This window comes from Desemzia sp. FAM 23990, from assembly GCF_045528485.1.
Lineage (GTDB): Bacteria > Bacillota > Bacilli > Lactobacillales > Carnobacteriaceae > Desemzia.
On the sequence record NZ_JBGQQW010000025.1, the window covers coordinates 1 to 18,040 of the forward strand.

At 36.2% G+C, this 18,040-nt stretch carries 24 protein-coding genes; 8 read left to right on the forward strand and 16 right to left on the reverse strand.

The features are described from left to right. Nucleotides 1–120: 120 nt before the first annotated feature. The 14 genes from ACEN4I_RS10150 to ACEN4I_RS10215 all read right to left on the reverse strand — a co-directional run bounded on the left by ACEN4I_RS10150 (nucleotide 121) and on the right by ACEN4I_RS10215 (nucleotide 6,289). The gene (locus ACEN4I_RS10150) at nucleotides 121–342 is read right to left on the reverse strand and encodes a hypothetical protein (RefSeq protein WP_407103289.1); all 222 of its coding nucleotides are present in this window, start codon (nucleotides 340–342) and stop codon (nucleotides 121–123) included. A 5-nt stretch (nucleotides 343–347) separates the two neighbouring features. Further along, entirely contained in the window at nucleotides 348–602 is a 255-nt protein-coding gene (locus tag ACEN4I_RS10155) for a hypothetical protein (protein WP_407103290.1), read from the reverse strand. 1 nt (nucleotide 603) lies between these two features. Further along, nucleotides 604–1,161: a hypothetical protein gene (locus tag ACEN4I_RS10160; protein ID WP_407103291.1), complete on the reverse strand. Its 558-nt coding sequence runs from the start codon at nucleotides 1,159–1,161 to the stop codon at nucleotides 604–606. 191 nt (nucleotides 1,162–1,352) lie between these two features. Then, nucleotides 1,353–1,628, reverse strand: a complete 276-nt coding sequence (locus ACEN4I_RS10165; protein WP_407103292.1) for a hypothetical protein — start codon at nucleotides 1,626–1,628, stop codon at nucleotides 1,353–1,355. After that, on the reverse strand, nucleotides 1,621–1,983 hold the full coding sequence (locus ACEN4I_RS10170; protein WP_407103293.1) for a hypothetical protein: 363 nt from the start codon (nucleotides 1,981–1,983) through the stop codon (nucleotides 1,621–1,623). Before ACEN4I_RS10170 ends, ACEN4I_RS10165 begins: the two co-directional genes overlap by 8 nt. Nucleotides 1,984–2,186: 203 nt before the next feature. Next, nucleotides 2,187–2,459 (reverse strand): Mor transcription activator family protein, encoded by a 273-nt coding sequence (locus ACEN4I_RS10175; protein ID WP_407103294.1) that lies wholly within the window; start codon nucleotides 2,457–2,459, stop codon nucleotides 2,187–2,189. Beyond that, complete coding sequence (locus ACEN4I_RS10180; protein ID WP_407103295.1) at nucleotides 2,459–2,812, reverse strand: hypothetical protein; 354 nt, start codon at nucleotides 2,810–2,812, stop codon at nucleotides 2,459–2,461. The genes ACEN4I_RS10175 and ACEN4I_RS10180 overlap by 1 nt, the downstream gene beginning before the upstream one ends. Before the next feature lie 391 nt (nucleotides 2,813–3,203). After that, nucleotides 3,204–3,548: a primase-like DNA-binding domain-containing protein gene (locus ACEN4I_RS10185; RefSeq protein ID WP_407103296.1), complete on the reverse strand. Its 345-nt coding sequence runs from the start codon at nucleotides 3,546–3,548 to the stop codon at nucleotides 3,204–3,206. Further along, complete coding sequence (locus tag ACEN4I_RS10190) at nucleotides 3,512–5,125, reverse strand: phage/plasmid primase, P4 family (protein ID WP_407127735.1); 1,614 nt, start codon at nucleotides 5,123–5,125, stop codon at nucleotides 3,512–3,514. Before ACEN4I_RS10190 ends, ACEN4I_RS10185 begins: the two co-directional genes overlap by 37 nt. Before the next feature lie 42 nt (nucleotides 5,126–5,167). Continuing rightward, complete coding sequence (locus tag ACEN4I_RS10195; RefSeq protein WP_407102925.1) at nucleotides 5,168–5,368, reverse strand: hypothetical protein; 201 nt, start codon at nucleotides 5,366–5,368, stop codon at nucleotides 5,168–5,170. A gap of 85 nt (nucleotides 5,369–5,453) precedes the next feature. Beyond that, complete coding sequence (locus ACEN4I_RS10200; RefSeq protein ID WP_407102924.1) at nucleotides 5,454–5,606, reverse strand: hypothetical protein; 153 nt, start codon at nucleotides 5,604–5,606, stop codon at nucleotides 5,454–5,456. Between the two features lie 13 nt (nucleotides 5,607–5,619). After that, nucleotides 5,620–5,814 (reverse strand): transcriptional regulator, encoded by a 195-nt coding sequence (locus ACEN4I_RS10205; protein WP_407102923.1) that lies wholly within the window; start codon nucleotides 5,812–5,814, stop codon nucleotides 5,620–5,622. A 6-nt stretch (nucleotides 5,815–5,820) separates the two neighbouring features. Continuing rightward, on the reverse strand, nucleotides 5,821–6,057 hold the full coding sequence (locus ACEN4I_RS10210; RefSeq protein WP_407102922.1) for a hypothetical protein: 237 nt from the start codon (nucleotides 6,055–6,057) through the stop codon (nucleotides 5,821–5,823). Between the two features lie 28 nt (nucleotides 6,058–6,085). After that, a complete protein-coding gene (locus ACEN4I_RS10215; protein ID WP_407102921.1) occupies nucleotides 6,086–6,289 on the reverse strand; it encodes a helix-turn-helix transcriptional regulator in 204 nt (67 codons plus the stop codon). Between the two features lie 168 nt (nucleotides 6,290–6,457). On the opposite strand from ACEN4I_RS10215, the gene ACEN4I_RS10220 reads away from it, so the two are divergent. The 3 genes from ACEN4I_RS10220 (at nucleotide 6,458) to ACEN4I_RS10230 (ending at nucleotide 8,780) form a co-directional block, all read left to right on the forward strand. After that, nucleotides 6,458–6,865 (forward strand): helix-turn-helix domain-containing protein, encoded by a 408-nt coding sequence (locus tag ACEN4I_RS10220; protein WP_407102920.1) that lies wholly within the window; start codon nucleotides 6,458–6,460, stop codon nucleotides 6,863–6,865. 18 nt (nucleotides 6,866–6,883) lie between these two features. Continuing rightward, entirely contained in the window at nucleotides 6,884–7,522 is a 639-nt protein-coding gene (locus ACEN4I_RS10225) for an SHOCT domain-containing protein (protein ID WP_407102919.1), read from the forward strand. Nucleotides 7,523–7,709: 187 nt separating this feature from the next. Next, complete coding sequence (locus ACEN4I_RS10230) at nucleotides 7,710–8,780, forward strand: tyrosine-type recombinase/integrase (protein WP_407102918.1); 1,071 nt, start codon at nucleotides 7,710–7,712, stop codon at nucleotides 8,778–8,780. An 81-nt stretch (nucleotides 8,781–8,861) separates the two neighbouring features. Here the strand turns inward: ACEN4I_RS10230 and guaA are convergent, their stop codons facing one another. Next, entirely contained in the window at nucleotides 8,862–10,382 is a 1,521-nt protein-coding gene (guaA, locus tag ACEN4I_RS10235; protein ID WP_407097181.1) for a glutamine-hydrolyzing GMP synthase, read from the reverse strand. A 232-nt stretch (nucleotides 10,383–10,614) separates the two neighbouring features. Next, entirely contained in the window at nucleotides 10,615–11,538 is a 924-nt protein-coding gene (gene coaA, locus ACEN4I_RS10240) for a type I pantothenate kinase (protein ID WP_407097178.1), read from the reverse strand. A gap of 501 nt (nucleotides 11,539–12,039) precedes the next feature. Between coaA and ACEN4I_RS10245 the strand changes: the two genes are divergently transcribed. Genes ACEN4I_RS10245 through fni form a run of 5 tightly spaced genes read left to right on the forward strand, consistent with a single transcriptional unit; the run spans nucleotide 12,040 to nucleotide 17,582 of the window. Next, nucleotides 12,040–13,398, forward strand: coding sequence for a tripartite tricarboxylate transporter permease (locus ACEN4I_RS10245; protein WP_407102917.1), 1,359 nt, complete (start codon nucleotides 12,040–12,042; stop codon nucleotides 13,396–13,398). 45 nt (nucleotides 13,399–13,443) lie between these two features. After that, nucleotides 13,444–14,397, forward strand: coding sequence for a mevalonate kinase (mvk, locus tag ACEN4I_RS10250; RefSeq protein ID WP_407102916.1), 954 nt, complete (start codon nucleotides 13,444–13,446; stop codon nucleotides 14,395–14,397). Beyond that, nucleotides 14,390–15,367, forward strand: a complete 978-nt coding sequence (gene mvaD, locus ACEN4I_RS10255; RefSeq protein ID WP_407097174.1) for a diphosphomevalonate decarboxylase — start codon at nucleotides 14,390–14,392, stop codon at nucleotides 15,365–15,367. Before mvk ends, mvaD begins: the two co-directional genes overlap by 8 nt. Nucleotides 15,368–15,393: 26 nt before the next feature. Continuing rightward, nucleotides 15,394–16,467 carry a phosphomevalonate kinase gene (locus ACEN4I_RS10260; RefSeq protein WP_407102915.1) on the forward strand — a complete coding sequence of 358 codons (1,074 nt, stop codon included), beginning with the start codon at nucleotides 15,394–15,396 and terminating at the stop codon, nucleotides 16,465–16,467. Between the two features lie 47 nt (nucleotides 16,468–16,514). Then, nucleotides 16,515–17,582 carry a type 2 isopentenyl-diphosphate Delta-isomerase gene (gene fni / locus ACEN4I_RS10265; RefSeq protein WP_407102914.1) on the forward strand — a complete coding sequence of 356 codons (1,068 nt, stop codon included), beginning with the start codon at nucleotides 16,515–16,517 and terminating at the stop codon, nucleotides 17,580–17,582. Nucleotides 17,583–18,040 lie beyond the last annotated feature (458 nt).

Below are 18,040 nucleotides of genomic sequence, written 5' to 3' on the forward strand. Positions count from 1 at the left end.
GGAATCAGCTAAATAAGCAAAATTTTCTGGAAATAGTCATCCTTTGCGTAAGCATTCGATTTTTTTTACTTTTTTCAAGAAAATAATAATTCAGAATATTCTGACTATATTTATGCAACACTAGTGATTTGTTTTAAAATTTAGTCTTTCTGCCTGTGCTAAAAACTCATTTTTTAATCCTTCTAATTGACTACTCAATACTTGAACAAAACCTTCATCCGTATAAATATTGCCTGATTCAACCATGTTATTTATTGCTACAGTTGAATCAGCATTTAATTTTTCAATAAAAGCTTGATACACCTCAATATTATTCTTTAAAGTTTCTACAAGTTTACCCATTTTCATCATTCTCCTTTTTTATAAGTCTGTAATCCTTTTGATTCCAGATCTTTATTTAAATCCACATAAATTGCGTTTGTCACTACATCATAGTTTTGATTGATGGTAGTAATCGCTTCTTGAATTTCTTCTTCTGTCTTCGATTCATACCATCTATTTAAACGCACCTTTGTTGGGTATACAGCTTCTTTTAATTCTTTATTACGATATTGCTGAACTAAACTTATCTTCTTGAACTGTTCATTAACGTAATCATCCATATTATTTACTCAATAAAATACTCAACGCGTTACTTTTATCTACGCTCAACATTTGATTTGAAAAAACGTTTCCTTGCCCTGAAATACTTGTGAAACCTGTTAGTAGGCTCGCTCTTTCCTTTAGTAATCTATCTCCTTCATTTTTCACTGGAATGATTGATTTTATCTTTTCATTAAATTCTTTTTTAGTAGTATTAATTTTTCTAGCGTAATAAGCTTCTACTAATTTTTTCAACTCATCAAAACGTTCACGATCAATGATGACTAACTCTTCATTATTTTCCAGTAACCGTTCCATCGCTTTATCCAGGGCACTAATTTCATTTTCTGAAGCTTTAATTTCATTGTCTTTAGTGATAGCTATTTCAATATTCGCAGTATCCAAAGCATCATTAGCTTCATGGTTTAACGTCGCAGCAGATTTTTCCAAATCATTCTTTTTCTTTTTCAAACCATCCATTTGAATCTTTAAAGTTTTATCTATTGCTTTGTTTCTTTCGATTCTAATATAAGTTTTAAATTCTTCTTCTCCTAAAGCCAAAATTTCTTCATTTGTCATTTTATTTTCCTTCTCCTTTTATGTCGCATTCAATTCCGTTTTGTAAATGTTGCAACACTTTATGTTTTTGCGTTGCATTTTGTTGCATTCATTCTCTTATAAACTATCGGTAAGATGCCCTTTCAATCGTTTGATTTCGTTTCTTATGCCTTGATTTGCCATAACCTTCCATTATTTCCTACCAAACAATATTAATCTTCAAGATCGTCATCTCCAGTAATAACTACACATTTGGGATAAGCAAACATTTTATCCAAATAACTATCAAATTCTTTTTGAGTTGATATAATTTTCTTTCTAATTTTTATACCTTTCGCTTTTCCACTTATACGGACGTGTTCAACGGCTTCAACACTTCCATCATCCAAATCATTTAAGAATACAATGAAAGGTGTTTTCCTAGGTGTATGTTCATCTAGTACTTCTAATCTTTTCACTAGTTGTTTACGATTTTGTCTCTTAATCATCCATTAGCCTTCTTTCTAAATCATCCAGTTTTTGAATAATGTGCTCTTGTTCATTTGCGGTTAAACCAATATCAATGATAGTTCTAGCTGCACTTACTCTTGAAGAATCATTAGCCTCTTTATCAATAGCAACATCTCTAAGTACTTCTAGCGATTCTAATGCATAACCTTGAGCTTTCGTCATGGTATCGGAAAACAATTCATCCTTGATCCGATTTAATATTTTTTGAAAGGATACTTGTTGTCTTAACCGATATAATGTCGATGTTGAAATATTTGATTTTTCTGCAGCTTCACCAATACTTCGACTAGTTAAAAGATTTAATGCAATTTCTTCTCTATTCATTTTTGCCATTTTTTCACCACACTTTCAAAAAGTCATTCACTTCAAATCAAATTCAATCAATAGATATGAAAGCCATCTGATCCAAGGATGACTTTCAACCGAAAAGGATGTCTTTATGACACCTTAATTATATCAACAATCTCACTATAAATACTGATTTAACAAGGTTCTTCGGATTTTATAAACGTTTTCCGAGCAACAAAAAAGAACCCTCATTTCAAGGATTCTTTTTTTAGTTTCGTATACTCTTTTACGATCCTAATAACCGTATCTCGTTGCAAATCTACTTCATTTGCAATGAATTGATACCCTTTTCCGGTCATAAATGCCCAAAATATCCACTCATTACGTTCATCAGTAGTATTAAATGGGTTCCGTTTCTTTGGAAAATAGAGAGTATGACCAGCATATTTCTCACATAATTCATTAAATTTATCTTCACCAATGACTTCAATAACATTATCGTGATTAATGGAAACCAACATTATTCACCTCTTTTTTCCCTCAAAAGGTGGCGTGCATAATTGATTGTTGATGAAATAGTACTTCCAGATGTCACACCCTCACCGTGTATGGTCATTATTAACGAATTATGACCCGTTAACTGACGAATACACTTATCCACCAACATAACAATACAAATGTAATTCATTTCTCGTTTTTCAACAGGAAGTGTTGGGTTCGGATAATCCAATATAAATTGTTTACCATCAATCGTAAATATAACACTCACCCCATCTTCACCATTGGTTAAAGTGTATTCATCTGTGATTAACCATTCAATGTTTGTAATTTCTTCTATCTGATCATAATAATCTAAGAATTCTTTTCCGTTCATTTTTTTCCGTCTCCTTCTATTTAATTTTTTATATTAAGTACACTGTTTAGGTAAAAATACATCACTCGAACTTTGGTAGGAGAGAGTGGTGTATTTTTTTTGTTTTCACTGGACAGAGTCAAATAATACGGTGTCCGGCTAAAAAACATTAATGTATCAACGATTAAAACACTTTTATTGAGTTAACTGGACAGGATGGACACTCTTTTCCCTATTCTTATATTATTTAGTATATATAAGTAATGAATAGGATATTATCTTATCTTTTAATTAAGAACTTACATTAAGGGTGTCCAGACTGTCCAAAACATCAAAAACGTTGATATAATTGATTTTGTGTTAGACACCCTTATATTTTTTAGAATGTCTAACGTTGTCCGCATTGTCCAAATTACTCTTCATCTGCTATGAAAACTTGACGTTTTTTTCCTTCTACTGTTTTTCTGATAGTTTTTATATTCAATTCCTTTTGAAGTTGTTTTGAAAACTCGCTTTTAGATAACGGCATATATTTCCCACTATCACAAAACATTCCATAATGTATATATACTTCGTCTAAGGTTTCATGAACGATATTTAGCTCTTCATCTTCACAATGCTGAATGAAACCAAGTAAAGGATTATTACTCAATTCATATTCTTGCACTTCTTTATCAATACGTTTTGAGGTCGTAAATTTATTATTATCTAATACTCGTTTTAATCCTTCAACTGCAATCTTGATAAAGTATTCCATTGTATCTTGATAAAGTATTCCATTGCCGGTTGCTTGATTAATTTATCCTTGATGTAAGGGTCAAAATCTTCATCACCCGCGCTGAATTTTGCATCAAAAGGAATAATAACCAAACGCCTTGCGATTGCTGCTGTATCTTTACCTCCTCCAAGCCTCGGTATATTATTTGCACTAAAAATTAATTTAGCGAAATTATTAAAATCAAAGGGATCTTGTCCTTTTCTTTCAGCGTTCAACCTATCACCTGTTACCAGTTTTTTAAAAATTCCAGTATTACTAATGAAATCTGATTCAATATCGTCCCCAATATTAGCAAGTTTTCCGTAAAGTTCAGCAGTCTTGAACCGCTCACCTAATTCGTTCAAGTCTAATGAAACGGTATTACTTTCATCTAGCATATTTTTCAAAACATCAATGAAAGTTGATTTACCATTTGATTTTTCACCAGTTAAAATGAAAGCTTTCCCTAATTCGTTTCTTCTATATAAGGTATAACCGGCTAATTCTTCCAGGAGACTTCGTACATTTGAATCGTTGCAAGCCATTTTATTTAATGTTTGGTCCGTGACCTGGTCATACGCATTCGGGTTATAATCCCATGGTATTTGATTAGTGATGATGAATTCTGGGCTTATGTTACTCAACTCTCTCGTATGAATGTTCAACACACCGTTACGAAAAAGAATATAATTTGGTGAACTGACTTTTTCACTTTCTGGGCTGATAATGTCCAAATAACTTAGGACTTCTTTCCTTTTAGCATTTGATAAACTAGGTATATGTTTTACCATTTCCCCTTCAATTCTTGCTCTGTTAGGCGTATAAATACCATCATGATATATATGAAGTTGGTCACTGATTCGCTTCACATGCATGTTATTCTTTAAAAACACCGCAAACTTGTCAAATAAAAATTGATTCTTCTTAAAAAATAAATCCTTTTGAAAGGCTTCATCTCTCAAAATCGTTTCCAATTCGTTTTCTTCCAGTGCTGCTGGTAATATATATTCATTGATTAGATGGATCGTTTCCCTTGCTTCTTCTTTACTGAAATCATTACTTTGTAATGTCAAAATGTAATTGAATAGCGCTTGATTGCGTCCACTACCTTCATTCATAGTGAAGAAATCTAAATCTGTTTTAACTGGATGTAACCATTTGGGAATTGAATCAGGTACTTCATCTTCGAACATGTCATAAATAATTTCACGATCTTTACCATCAACTTTTAAAATTTCATAACTGGTACGCGTACCCAATTTAATATCTGCTTTAATTCCGATTGCCAATGATGTTCCGGTTCGATTGCTTTCAATTTCTTTGGTTTTTTTGAATAGAAAATGTTTCCCTCTCGTTGTTTCATAAACGCGACAACGTAGTTGCTTATCCTCTACAATATCCATCAATATTTCTGATTGTTCGTAATCATCAATATCAATTAAAATAGTCTCTTCATTTAAAACACCGGCATAGTTCATGAACGATTGAACTTGTTCAAAGTTTTTGAACTCATTTATATTTTTAAACTTTTCAATTGCTTTCTTTCCATCAGTCTCGATATAACCTTTGTAGAACAAATATAGTCACCTCTTCCATAATTTAATTTTTACCACGTACCTTTATTTAATGTGAGAAGCTATTTCGAAGCTGTTTTCAGCTTTTTCTTGCGCTAATTGAATTATTGCACCTAACGGACGAGCATAATGTTTAACCATTGGATCATCAGAAGCTGTAATATTTTCCCAAGCATCTTCCATTGCAACCATTAATCCTTGTAGTTGATAAATATCGTTAGTTAATTGTTCAATTTGTTTTTCCATTATTAAAATCTCCCTTTTAATTGTTTTGTGATATAATAGGAGACAAGAAAAGTCCCTATTCATAGTGATTTTTATACGTTAGCCTTTAGTGCAGTTGGTCGCTGTCCGCTAAAGGCTCTTTTTGTGTTTCCTCTAAAACCTCAATCAATAGCTTATAACCAGTTCTTACTGCAAAGTAGGTTATAAATCCAAGTACCCATCCAATAATCAAACTTATAATGATTGCTGCGCTTAACATTTATTCACCTCCTTCACATATATACTTTCTCTTCAAAATAACGCTTGGATATTTTACCGGCAATAACTATTTTGCCATTATTGGAAAGTTCTTCATTTAATTCTTTAATTACTTTGTATGCTTTTGATTTCGAAATACCTAAAATCCCAGCAACATCATCCGCAACATAAAAACGTTTGGTTGCTATTTTGTATTGTACGTTTTCCATTAGTCATCATTCCTTCCTTATTTTTGGTTCCCAAATCTCTTGAATTAGATTTCTGTTTTCCCAACTAGTGACAACGAATCCATCAGGGAAGATTAGTCTATAAGTTATCAAGTTAATTTCTTCCACCATCAAACCATTTTTTTCATCATTATCTTTTTTGCGTTTTATGAGACTTGCAGCATCTAAAACATCTACATTAATTTGAATGATATTTTTTTCAGACATAATATGATTCTCAAACATTATCAACATCATCCTTTCGTTAAGTTTCTTATTGCGTAACCTCTTCGAAAAACAATTCTTGAACAGTGCAATCGAGTTCCTTTGCTAGCTTAATCATCAAATTGTTACTTGGATTATTAGAAACTCCGTTTTCAATTTGAGATAAATATTTATTCGTCACGCCTACTCGCTTTGCCAATTCTTTTTGAGTAAGTTGCTTCTTCAATCTTGCTATTTTCAGATTAACATTCACTTCATTCGCCCTCCTTTGATCACCACTGTTAATGGTGATTACCTGCTTGACACACATAAAATATACCACCTTAAATGGTACTAGTCAAGACAAAATGATATAAATTAATATATTCATTGTAAAAGTACCACTAGAAATGGTATTATCTACTTATAAAGGAGGTGCATCATGTCTTTTCGTGAGAACTTAAAACGTATTAGAAAAGAAAGAAAAATAAACCAACGTAAGTTGGCCGAATTAACAGGTTTAAGTTTTAGCATGATAAGTAAATTAGAAACGGGGGAACAAGCTAATCCAACTCTTGAAACTATTAATAAAATAGCAGAAGTTTTAAAAGTTGATCCTAGTGAGCTCGTTTCTAAATTGGCTATTGAGGTTAAACAATATGAACAATTCGATCGTTATTTTAATTCAGATGTTAGATTGATGATGGAATTCCTTGTGGAACAATTAGAAAATAAGGACAATCCAATATTAAAATTTGACGGGGAGGAATTAAATGATGAAGTTCGAGATGTGTTGAAGAATATGTTACAAGCTACTTCTGATATGGTAAAAATGATACGTGAAAAATGAAAAAGGAGGAATGATTTTTTGGGATTATTCGGTAAAGGAAAATCAAAAGAAGAAAAACTTGAAGAAAAGAAAAACCAAAAAAATCTTGATAATCAGTTCAATGAGTTAACCAAAGGCGCCTCGGCCTATGTGATACAGATTTTAGAAGATTCACTTAATAAGGCGAATCAATCTGTAATGACAATGCATGTTCATTCAGATGGAAGAACCTACTTAAGATATTCGCAACATGGTAGCTTAACTAAGCATATAAACGAGATGGAAGCCTACAACGTAATTGAATTCGAATGGCTGGAAGATATTCAAGTTAAGGGTAAAAAGGTTGTAGGGCGTTCTATTGTAGGTTTAGGATTAGCTGGACCTGCAGGGATGATTGTTGGAGGTCTGTCTGGAAAAAATAAAACCAAAGACAAATCAACTGCTATTTTAATATTACAAAATATAGAAACTAAAGAAGTTAGATCGTTCAACTTTAAATGTGATAGAAAGCAGATGAGAAAATACAAGATGATTCCTGCTGTTCCATTGATGGAAGTAACGAATAATATTTCTTCTTCCCCTGCTGACCAATTGAAAGAGTTTAAAGAACTACTAGATTTAGGAATCATTAATCAAGATGAATTCGATAAGAAAAAAGCTGAAATACTTAATATGTAAACAAAAAAAAAGACTCCACACTCTCCCCCTACCAAAGATTGAGTGTGGTGTCATCGAAACAGTGTATTAACGTATATACACCATTAAAAATGAAGCAAACCATATAAGAATATGATTCAATTAACTAATGAAATTATATCATATTCTTATATGGTTTATATCACTATTATAGAAGGGATATGATTTAATGCCGGTATATAAAAATGAAGTAAAAGGCACTTGGTATACAAAATTCAACTATAAAGATTGGCAAGGTAATACTAAACAAAAGAAAAAAGAAGGATTTAAAAAACAACGGGAAGCAAAAGAATTTGAAAGAAATTTTCTAAATAAGGTAAAAGCTGATACTGATATTTTATTTTCTAATCTAATTGAATATTATTATGAAGATTTTAAGACTCGTTTAAGACCAACTACGATAGAAAACAAGCAACAATTAATCGATACTAAAATACTTCCCCATTTTGGCAATATGCCTTTAAATACCATCACCGTTAAAACAGTTAGAAATTGGCAAAATAAAATGATTTCAGATGAACATAACTATAGCCCTACTTATTTAAAATCTATCCATAATCAACTATCAGCCATCTTTAATTATGCTATGAAATATTATAATCTATCTGAAAACCCTGCTGCCAAATGTGGTAGTATGGGTAGAAAACATTCAGATAGAATGCAATTCTGGACAGTTGACGAATTCGAACAATTTATCACCGTGGTTAAGGATAAACCAACATCAGAAGTAATATTTAATCTATTATTCTGGACAGGAATGCGATCAGGTGAAGCCTTAGCTTTAACTTTAAAGGATTTCGATTTAAAGAGTGATGTTAAGACAGTTAGTATCAATAAGAGCTATGTTCGATTAAATGGTGAAGATATCATATCTGAACCCAAAACAGCCAAAAGTAAACGGATCGTTACAATTACAGAAAATCTAGCTGAACTAATAGAAAGTTATGTGAATCAACTTTATGATTATGAACCGCAGCAACGATTATTTACCGTAACCAAGTACTATTTGGGTCACGAAATGAAGCGTGGATGTAAGCATTCTAGTGTGAAGAAAATTCGTATTCATGATTTAAGACACTCCCATGCTTCTCTTTTGATTGAACTTGGTTTTTCTCCATTACTAATCGCAGAACGCTTAGGACATGAAAAAATAAACACTACACTTCAAATTTATTCACACCTCTATCCCAACAAGCAACACGAGGTTACAACTTTGTTGGAGACATTAAGTAAAAAATAATAGTGTACGTTTCGTGTACTCTACCCTAAAATAAAAGACCGACAAAGCCTTTTAAATAAAGGTTAGTCGGTCTTTCGTTCTTTATTCCCACTCAACAGTAGCTGGTGGCTTACTAGTAACGTCATACACGATACGGTTAACGTGTTTCACTTCATTTACAATACGTACAGAAATCTTTTGCAAGACGTCCCAAGGGATACGTGCAAAGTCTGCTGTCATTCCGTCGATAGACGTTACAGCACGGATTCCTACTGTGTAGTCATACGTACGGCCGTCTCCCATGACTCCAACACTGCGGAAACCTGGAAGGACTGTGAAGTATTGCCAGATATCGCGGTCAAGACCGGCTTTAGCAATTTCTTCTCTTAAGATGTAGTCGCTATCGCGGACAATCTCTAATTTTTCTTCTGTTAATTCACCGATGACACGAATTCCTAGACCTGGACCTGGGAACGGTTGGCGCCATACTAAGCTTTCAGGCATACCTAGCTCGATTCCTAATTCACGAACCTCATCTTTGAACAAAGCATTTAACGGTTCAATCAATTCGAATTGCATGTCTTCAGGAAGTCCACCTACGTTGTGATGTGATTTGATCGTTTGAGCAGTAGCCGTACCACTCTCGATAATGTCTGTATACAACGTTCCTTGTGCTAGGAAGTCCACACCTTCAAGTTTTGTCGCTTCATCATCAAATAAGTACACAAACTCGTTTCCGATGATTTTACGTTTTTGTTCTGGATCGCTGACGCCTTTTAATTTAGCCATGAAACGTTCTTTAGCGTCGACACGGATAATGTTCAAGCCGAATTTGCCGACTAAACTTTCCATAACTTGTTCGCTCTCGCCTTTACGCAATAAACCATGGTCTACAAAGATACACGTCAATTGGTCGCCGATTGCTCTTTGCAGGAGAACTCCAACTACACTTGAATCAACCCCGCCCGATAAACCTAGTAAGACTTTTTTGTCTCCTACTGTTTCACGGATTTTAGCGATTTCTAAGTCGATGAAGTTGCTGATGCTCCAGTTTCCTTCAAATCCACAGACATTGAAAGTAAAGTTTCTTAACATATCATTTCCGTGTACAGAGTGACGAACTTCTGGATGGAATTGAACGGCATGGAAGTTCTTTTGTTCATTGAACATAGAAGCAATCGGACAATGCGCGCTTGTAGCGCTGACAACGAAGCCTTCAGGAGCTTGAGTAACTAAATCTCCATGACTCATCCACACGGTTTCTTCTTCGTCTAATGTTGTAAATAGAGGTGCCGTACGGTCTTCAATACGGATATCCGCTTTACCATACTCACGGTTTGTACTTGGGCTGACTTCTCCACCCATCATTTTCGTCATCAATTGCATTCCATAACAAATACCAAAAATTGGAATACCTAAATTAAAAATTTCTGGATCTACTGAGAAAGATCCATCATCATAAACACTCATCGGTCCACCTGAGAAGATGATTCCTTTAGCATTCATGCCTTTTAATTCGTCAGCTGTTGTCGTATGCGGCAACAATTCTGAGTACACACCAAATTCTCTTATTCGACGCGTGATTAATTGGTTGTATTGACTACCAAAATCAAGAACGATCATTTTTTCCAATTCTTTTGTATCTGTTACAGTTGTCAAAATCTACACCTCTTCTTATTTTTCTTACCATAGTACCATGAAAGCTACCTTGTTGTTACATAAAAGTGGACATTACCCCTCTTTTTTAATGAAAAGTTCATTTTCATAACATTTTTTGAGTTTTCACACTTTTTATACTAAAAAGAACCCTTCTAACATAGCGTTAGTCAGGCTCTTCAAGCGATAATGAGAGTATTTAGTATTTTTTCAATAAAACTTTATCAATGTAATGCTGTTCACTCTTATGCAAAATCAGATCGGCTCTTTTTCGTGTAGGCAGGATGTATTTTTTCAGATTTTCCAAGTTGATGGTTTCCCATACTTGATGTGCATGTGCAAAGGCAACATCTGGGCCTTTTTGAGCCAACTCATAATAGTAATTGTCCGGAGTCGTAAAAGCCGTATCCAGCAAAACGGCAAATCGTTCCAAATACCATTTTTCAATTTGTTCTGGCTCGGCATCGACATAGATGGAAAAATCAAAGAAATCGCTTATGTAGATTTGTTCATTGGATGGAGATTGCAAGACATTGATCCCTTCAACGATCAAGATGTCCGGTTTGTGCAAAATATTTGTTTTCCCTTCCACAATATCATACACTTCATGAGAATAGACTGGAGAAGAAATGTCGGTTTCGCCAGTTTTTACTTTGCTTAAAAAATTGATCAATTTTTTCATATTGTAGCTCTCTGGAAAGCCCTTGCGATTCATAATGCCCCTTTCTTTCAGGACTTTATTGGGATATAAAAAACCATCTGTTGTAATCATTTCAACGTTTAAATCGGTAAACAAACTTGCCAGCATACGTGTCAACAGTCGCGCAGTAGTACTTTTCCCTACCGCCACACTACCTGCAATACCGATCACGAACGGTTTGTTTTCCTTTCGATGTTCTAAAAAAAAGGTCTTTTCTTGCTGCAATTTTTCGTATTGTTGGATAAACAGATTGATTAATTGGACTAGCGGCACATAGATCTCTTTCACGTCTTCCAGTGAAATAGGATCATTCAACCCTCTAATGGTATCCAATTCTTCAAAAGTCATCTTTATGGATGTATCATGTCCTAATGTGCTCCATTCATCACGTAAGATATGGTGATGAGTTTCTGTTTCGTTCATTGGTGTGCCTGCCTCCTGGTTTTGAAAGTTTCGCATAATTGTAACAGATATCACGTCTTATTTATAGTTTTTCCTTTCCACTGGTGACAAAACTTTAAAAAAACTTAACGAGTTTTAAGCGAAGCTTAACTACCGTAAATCTTAAAATTCCTGTACTATAAAGGGTGGGAATGACTTATACAATAGAAAAGTATAGAATCTTTAGTAATTTAGTTAAATTTTTTACAGATAGGAGGAAAAATATGGAAGATAAAAAAAAATATATTGAAATATGGGGAGACGTTGTAGAGCTTCGTGACCTTGTTCGTTCCATTATTATCTCTGCCATTTCAACTATGGGACTTTTTTTTTAGCACCTTCGGGAAATCGTACGTTGCAATTGTTTTTCGGTTTAGCGGGAGCCGTTATCGGCTTTATCATTTCAGGATTATTGACTAAACCAAAACGGATTATTGATTCCAAAGATGCTAAACACCATCACACTAGTTAGGAGATACCTTAATGGATTTTTTATTGCTCACTCAAATGTTTGTGGCTGCTTTAAGTGCAGTCGTGTTATACACTTTTATTGGATTTATACCGGGTACCGATGAAACATCCGTTTTAATGCCTATTTCACTTGCTCTTATTCTTTCAGGCGCTAACCCAATGATTGTCTTAACTTTCTTTGTAGCAGCGTTTATTACGTTAAATTTAACCAATTTAATGCCCACTGCTTTAGTAGGTTTACCTGGTGGAGTATTATCTGCTCCCATGATTGATCACGCTATTTATTTAAAAAATCAAGGCAAATCAGCTGTTACCGTTAAGAAAATGGCTGCAGGAGCACTGATTGGAACAGTTATTTCTATCCCTGTTTCTTTTTTGTTGGCTAATTTGTTGATTCCATTTGCAGAAACGATACAACCGTACGCTTCGCTCTTATTTGTTATTGGAGCTGTTTTCTTATCATTGATCAGTAAACAAAAAGTTCTTTCTTTGATCAGTATCATTCCGTTAGCTATTCTTTTTCAAAGCCTGCGCCACTTATACTGGGGCACTGGAGTCGTTCCAGAAGGGACCAATATTACTACTTCATTCTTCCTAGGCATCACCATCGGGCCGTTGATCATTTCTTTATTGCAATTGCTGAATAAAGAAAGCCGCTCAAAAATGCTGACAGACAGTTACAAAAACATCGTCATTCCAAAAGATTTAGGCAAAGAGAAAACATTGAATCCATTTAGAATATTATCGAAAAAAGAATTAAAAGCTGCTTCATTTTCTTCTTTCATCTCCAATATTTTCTTTGTATTGAGCCCAGTTGGCTTGATTTTACTATTTGGTGAAACTGTCTCTAACCGGATCAAAGATCCTGAGGAAAAAGCGACTACTACCATTACTACAATGAGTGCTTTATCGCAATCTACTTATATTTCCGGAATCATTATCCCCTTAGTGGCATTAGGCATTCCTTTATCTCCTACTTCTATAGGGCCCGGAAGTGCACTGTTTAATGCTCCTCCTGTGTACACAGTGGAAAACAATTTATTTCATATTTTATCCACAGGGGAAAAAACGATCGCTATTGTCTTAGGGGCTGTAGTAGCTACAGCTTTGAGTTATGTTATTATTAATAAGTATGCCGGAAAAATCTCCACTTTTGTCTTAGACAAAATTCCGCATGAAGCCATTCTTGGATTGTTTATTTCCTTCATTCTATTGCTTTCGTATATGGATGCAGGTTTGATCAACATATTCGGCGTATTGCTTATTGGAATTACGAGTGGAACTTTAAATAAAATGGGCGTTAATTATGGTATTCAGTTCATGACGTTATATGCAGCACCTTATATCGTTCAACTGTTGACGTCCCTTTAATCAACTAACCAATTATGAAATCAGCACATTAAGGAGTATGTATGCATGCAGACAGCACACAACCAAGCTATTGGAGAAGCTACAGGTAAAATCATTTTAATGGGAGAACATGCAGTGGTTTATGGAGAACCTTCATTAGCTATTCCCTTTCCCAAAGCCACTATTCAAACTACCGTTACACAATCTACAGGACCTGTTACCGTAGATTGTATCTATCATTCAGGGTTGCTGTCAGAAGCACCTGACCGATTGTCTAACTTAATGACGGTCGTTGAGGTGACTTTGAAAGCTTTGAAACAAGAATCAAAAGATTTTTCGTTACACATTACCAGTTCGATCCCAGCAGAACGCGGTATGGGATCTAGTGCAGCAGTGGCTGTCGCTACTGTTCGCGCTCTTTACAATTATTTTGATTGCCCCTTATCACATGACCAATTACTTGAACTAGTCAATATTTCTGAAGTGATCGCTCATGGAAATCCCAGTGGTTTAGATGCCGCAATGACTAGCGGTGACAGCCCCTTGTACTACATCAAAGGCAAACCGTTCGTTCCTTTTTCATTATTGATTGATGCTTATCTAGTGGTTGGGGATACTGGTGTGAAGGGTCAAACCAGAGATGCAGTAGGCAGTATAGCGTTATTGATGGAAACCAATCCGGTAGAAACTTCTCAAGATATTCATCAATTAGGCAGCTTAGCAGATCAAGCAAAATCAGCTATCGAAAATAATCAACCAGTCGAGTTAGGCAAATTGATGCACCAAGCACATGTGCTGTTAACTAAATTGGGTGTCAGCAATGATCAATTGAATCAATTGGTTGAAGCAGCCATAAATGCTGGAGCTTTAGGTGCTAAACTGACCGGTGGCGGACGAGGCGGCTGTATGATCGCTTTAGCTGAAAATGAAACTGCTGCTCAAGACATCGCTCGGGCTTTAAACGAAACGGGAACTTCCACTACTTGGATCTATCATTTAGGAGGTGGCTCTGTTGAATAAGGAGAAAAAAGTACGTGCCTATACCAACATCGCTTTGATCAAATATTGGGGCAAGCGCGATGACAAATTGTTTTTACCGATGAACAGCAGTCTTTCTTTGACTTTAGATTCATTTTACACAGAAACTTCTGTGGCTTTTGACGATAGCACAGCAGAAGATCGTTTCTATTTAAATGATGCATTACAAGATAATAAAGCAACAGCGAAAGTCAGCCGCTTCTTGGATTTATTCCGTGAAGAAGCGGGTATCCAAACAGCAGCGATCGTAAAAAGCACCAACTTCGTCCCGACTGCAGCCGGTCTGGCTTCTTCTGCTTCTGGTATGGCAGCTTTAGCGGGTGCAGTTAATTTGGCTAGCGGATTGAATTTGGACAAAACAACTTTATCCACTTATGCTCGAAGAGGTTCTGGTTCAGCAACACGCAGTATTTTCGGCGGTTTTGTCGAATGGCAAATGGGTACCGGCAGCGATGATTCATTTGCGGTAAAAGTAGATGATGCTTCTTGGGATATCGGCATGGTCACTATCGTGGTCAATGATAAACAAAAAGCGGTTTCCAGTCGTGTAGGTATGAAAAACACCGTAGCGACTTCGCCTTTTTATCCTGGCTGGTTAACAGCTACAGCGATCGATTTGGAAAATATCAAAACGGCTATCTTGAAAAAAGATTTTGAACAAGTTGGTGCCATTACGGAAAGCAACGGCATGAAGATGCATGCAACAATGTTGGGGGCTAATCCGCCTCTTTCTTACTGGGAACCAGACAGTGTTCGAGCGATGCAAGCGGTGAGAGAACTGCGTCAATTAGGTGTTCCATGCTATTTCACGATGGATGCCGGTCCAAACGTCAAAGTATTGTGTCGCCTGTCAGATAGCCAAACGATCAAAAACTACTTGAGCAACATTTTTGATCCCACGCAACTGATTATTTCAGGACCTGGGAAAGATATCGAAGAAATTACAGACTAAAAAAGGAATTTTAAGGAGTGTCGTACATGATCACAGCTTCTGCATCTGGAAAGTTATATATCGCAGGAGAATACGCTGTTGTAGAACCCGGTCATCCTGCCATTTTGGTAGCCGTCGACCAGTTTATTACTGTTTCACTTGAAGCAACGACAGATATGGGAACAATTTTATCGAAGCAATATGGAAACCTGCCTGTCACTTGGAAAAGAGAAAATGATCGACTAGTATTGGACAAGCGTGAAAATCCGTTTCATTATATATTGGCAGCTATTGAAGTGACAGAAAGCTATGTCAAATCCTTTGGAAAAAAGCTTTCTTTTTACCACTTATCTGTCGATAGTGAATTAGACAGTTCCAATGGCCGGAAATACGGTCTCGGTTCCAGTGCCGCTGTTACCGTTGCCACAGTGAAAGGGATTTTGCGTTTTTACGGTTTGCAACATGAGTCTAATGAGAGAATATTCAAGCTAGCTGCCTTGGCACATTTAACGGTCAAAAGCAATGGATCGTGCGGTGATGTAGCTGCCAGCGTTTTTGGTGGATGGTTGGCTTTCACTACTTTCGATCCAAAATGGGTATTGGAAAAGCAACAGCAATTATCGGTTCGAGAAGTGGTTGAATTGGACTGGCCTCATTTGTCTTTTAAACCGTTGACACCCCCAGCAGAATTGCGTTTATTGATCGGCTGGACAGGATCTCCGGCGTCTACTTCTCATTTAGTGGATGAAGTAACGAATAAACGGACCCAAGATGCTCTCGCCTATAATGAATTCTTAAAAGCCAGTGCAGCTTGTGTCGAAGAAATGATTCGCGGCTTCGAAACAAACGATATTCCTAAAATACAAAATGAGATTCGTCACAACCGCTCTCTCTTGAAAAAAATGAGTCAATCGACTGGCGTGATTATCGAGACTCCTGCCTTGGCTCATTTGTGCAAGCTGGCGGAAGAATTTAATGGTGCAGCCAAATCTTCAGGAGCTGGCGGTGGAGACTGCGGAATTGTGATTTTTGATCGCAAAGATGGGGTTCTTTCATTGATCACAGCTTGGGAAGAACAAGGGATCACCAATTTGCCGTTGCATGTTTATACTAAAAATTAGTGGCTGCTAAGCCTACTCTAGAATCATTATCCAGCAGGAGGTTAACAATGGAGAAAAAAAACAATCGGAAAAACGAACACGTTTCATTAGCGGAACATTTTTACACTGAAACGCACGAAACTGATTTTGACCACATCCGGTTTGTACATCACTCAATACCAGAGACCGGAACTCAGAAGATTGATCTGTCCACTTCTTTTGCCGGACTTTCGATGGCTCAGCCCTTTTACATTAATGCCATGACCGGCGGGAGCCCTTGGACAAAGAAAATCAACGAAAAATTAGCTGCTGTAGCAAGAGAAACTGGTCTGGCAATGGCTTCAGGTTCATTAAGTGCAGGTTTAAAAGACCCTTCTGTAGCCGATAGTTTTACGATCATTCGGGAAACGAATCCTAATGGACAAATTTTGGCTAATCTAGGCGGCGGACAGACCTTAGAAACTGCAAAAAAAGCTGTGGATTTGATTCAAGCCAATGCTTTGCAGATTCATTTGAACACCCCTCAAGAAATCGTGATGCCAGAGGGAGACAGAGATTTCTCTTCTTGGCTAACTAAATTGGAACAAATCATAAACGGTGTGGATGTACCCGTCGTGGTGAAGGAAGTCGGCTTTGGAATGAGCCGAGAAACGATCCAACAATTGATATCGATTGGCGTAAAAACGATCGATGTCAGCGGGAAAGGCGGAACCAACTTTTCTCAGATCGAAAACTACCGCCGTACTCAGAATCCGATGGACTTCCTAGAAGATTGGGGACAATCTACAACGATCTCACTTCTTGAAGCTCATTCCTTTATGGATACAACCGAAATATTGGCTTCGGGCGGTATCCGTACCCAAATGGATATCCTCAAAAGTTTAGCTCTCGGAGCTAAAGCAGCAGGTATTTCAGGTTACTTCTTACATTATATTTTGCAAAATGGTGTCGAAAAAACGATTGCACATGTTGAACAAATCAAAGAACAATTGGTTTCTGTGATGACTTTATTAGGCGCTGAATCGGTGGTTGATTTGCAACGGACAGATGTGATCATCACTGGCCCTGTAAAAGATTGGTGTGACGCAAGAGGCATTGATTTCCGATCTTTTGCGTGTAGAAATCGAATCTCATAAAAAGCACATAAAATTAGTAGTGCAGAAACCAAATGGGTTCATTCTGCACTACTAATTTTTGTTTTTACTGATGTGACGCTGTTAATCTTCAAGTGGGAGACTGATTTGGTGCCACTTGATGAGTAAGGTCATTTTATTCTTCAAGTGAGAGATAAAATTTGCACCACTTGATCAGTAAGACCACCTTATTCTTCAAGTGAGAACCAAATTTAACGCCACTTGATCAGTAAGACCACCTTATTCTTCAAGTGAGAACCAAATTTAACGCCACTTGATCAATAAGACCACCTTATTCTTCAAGTGAGAACCAAATTTAACGCCACTTGATCAATAAGACCACCTTATTCTTCAAGTGAGAACCAAATTTAACGCCACTTGATCAGTAAGACCACCTTATTCTTCAAGTGAGAACCAAATTTAACGCCACTTGATCAATAAGACCACCTTATTCTTCAAGT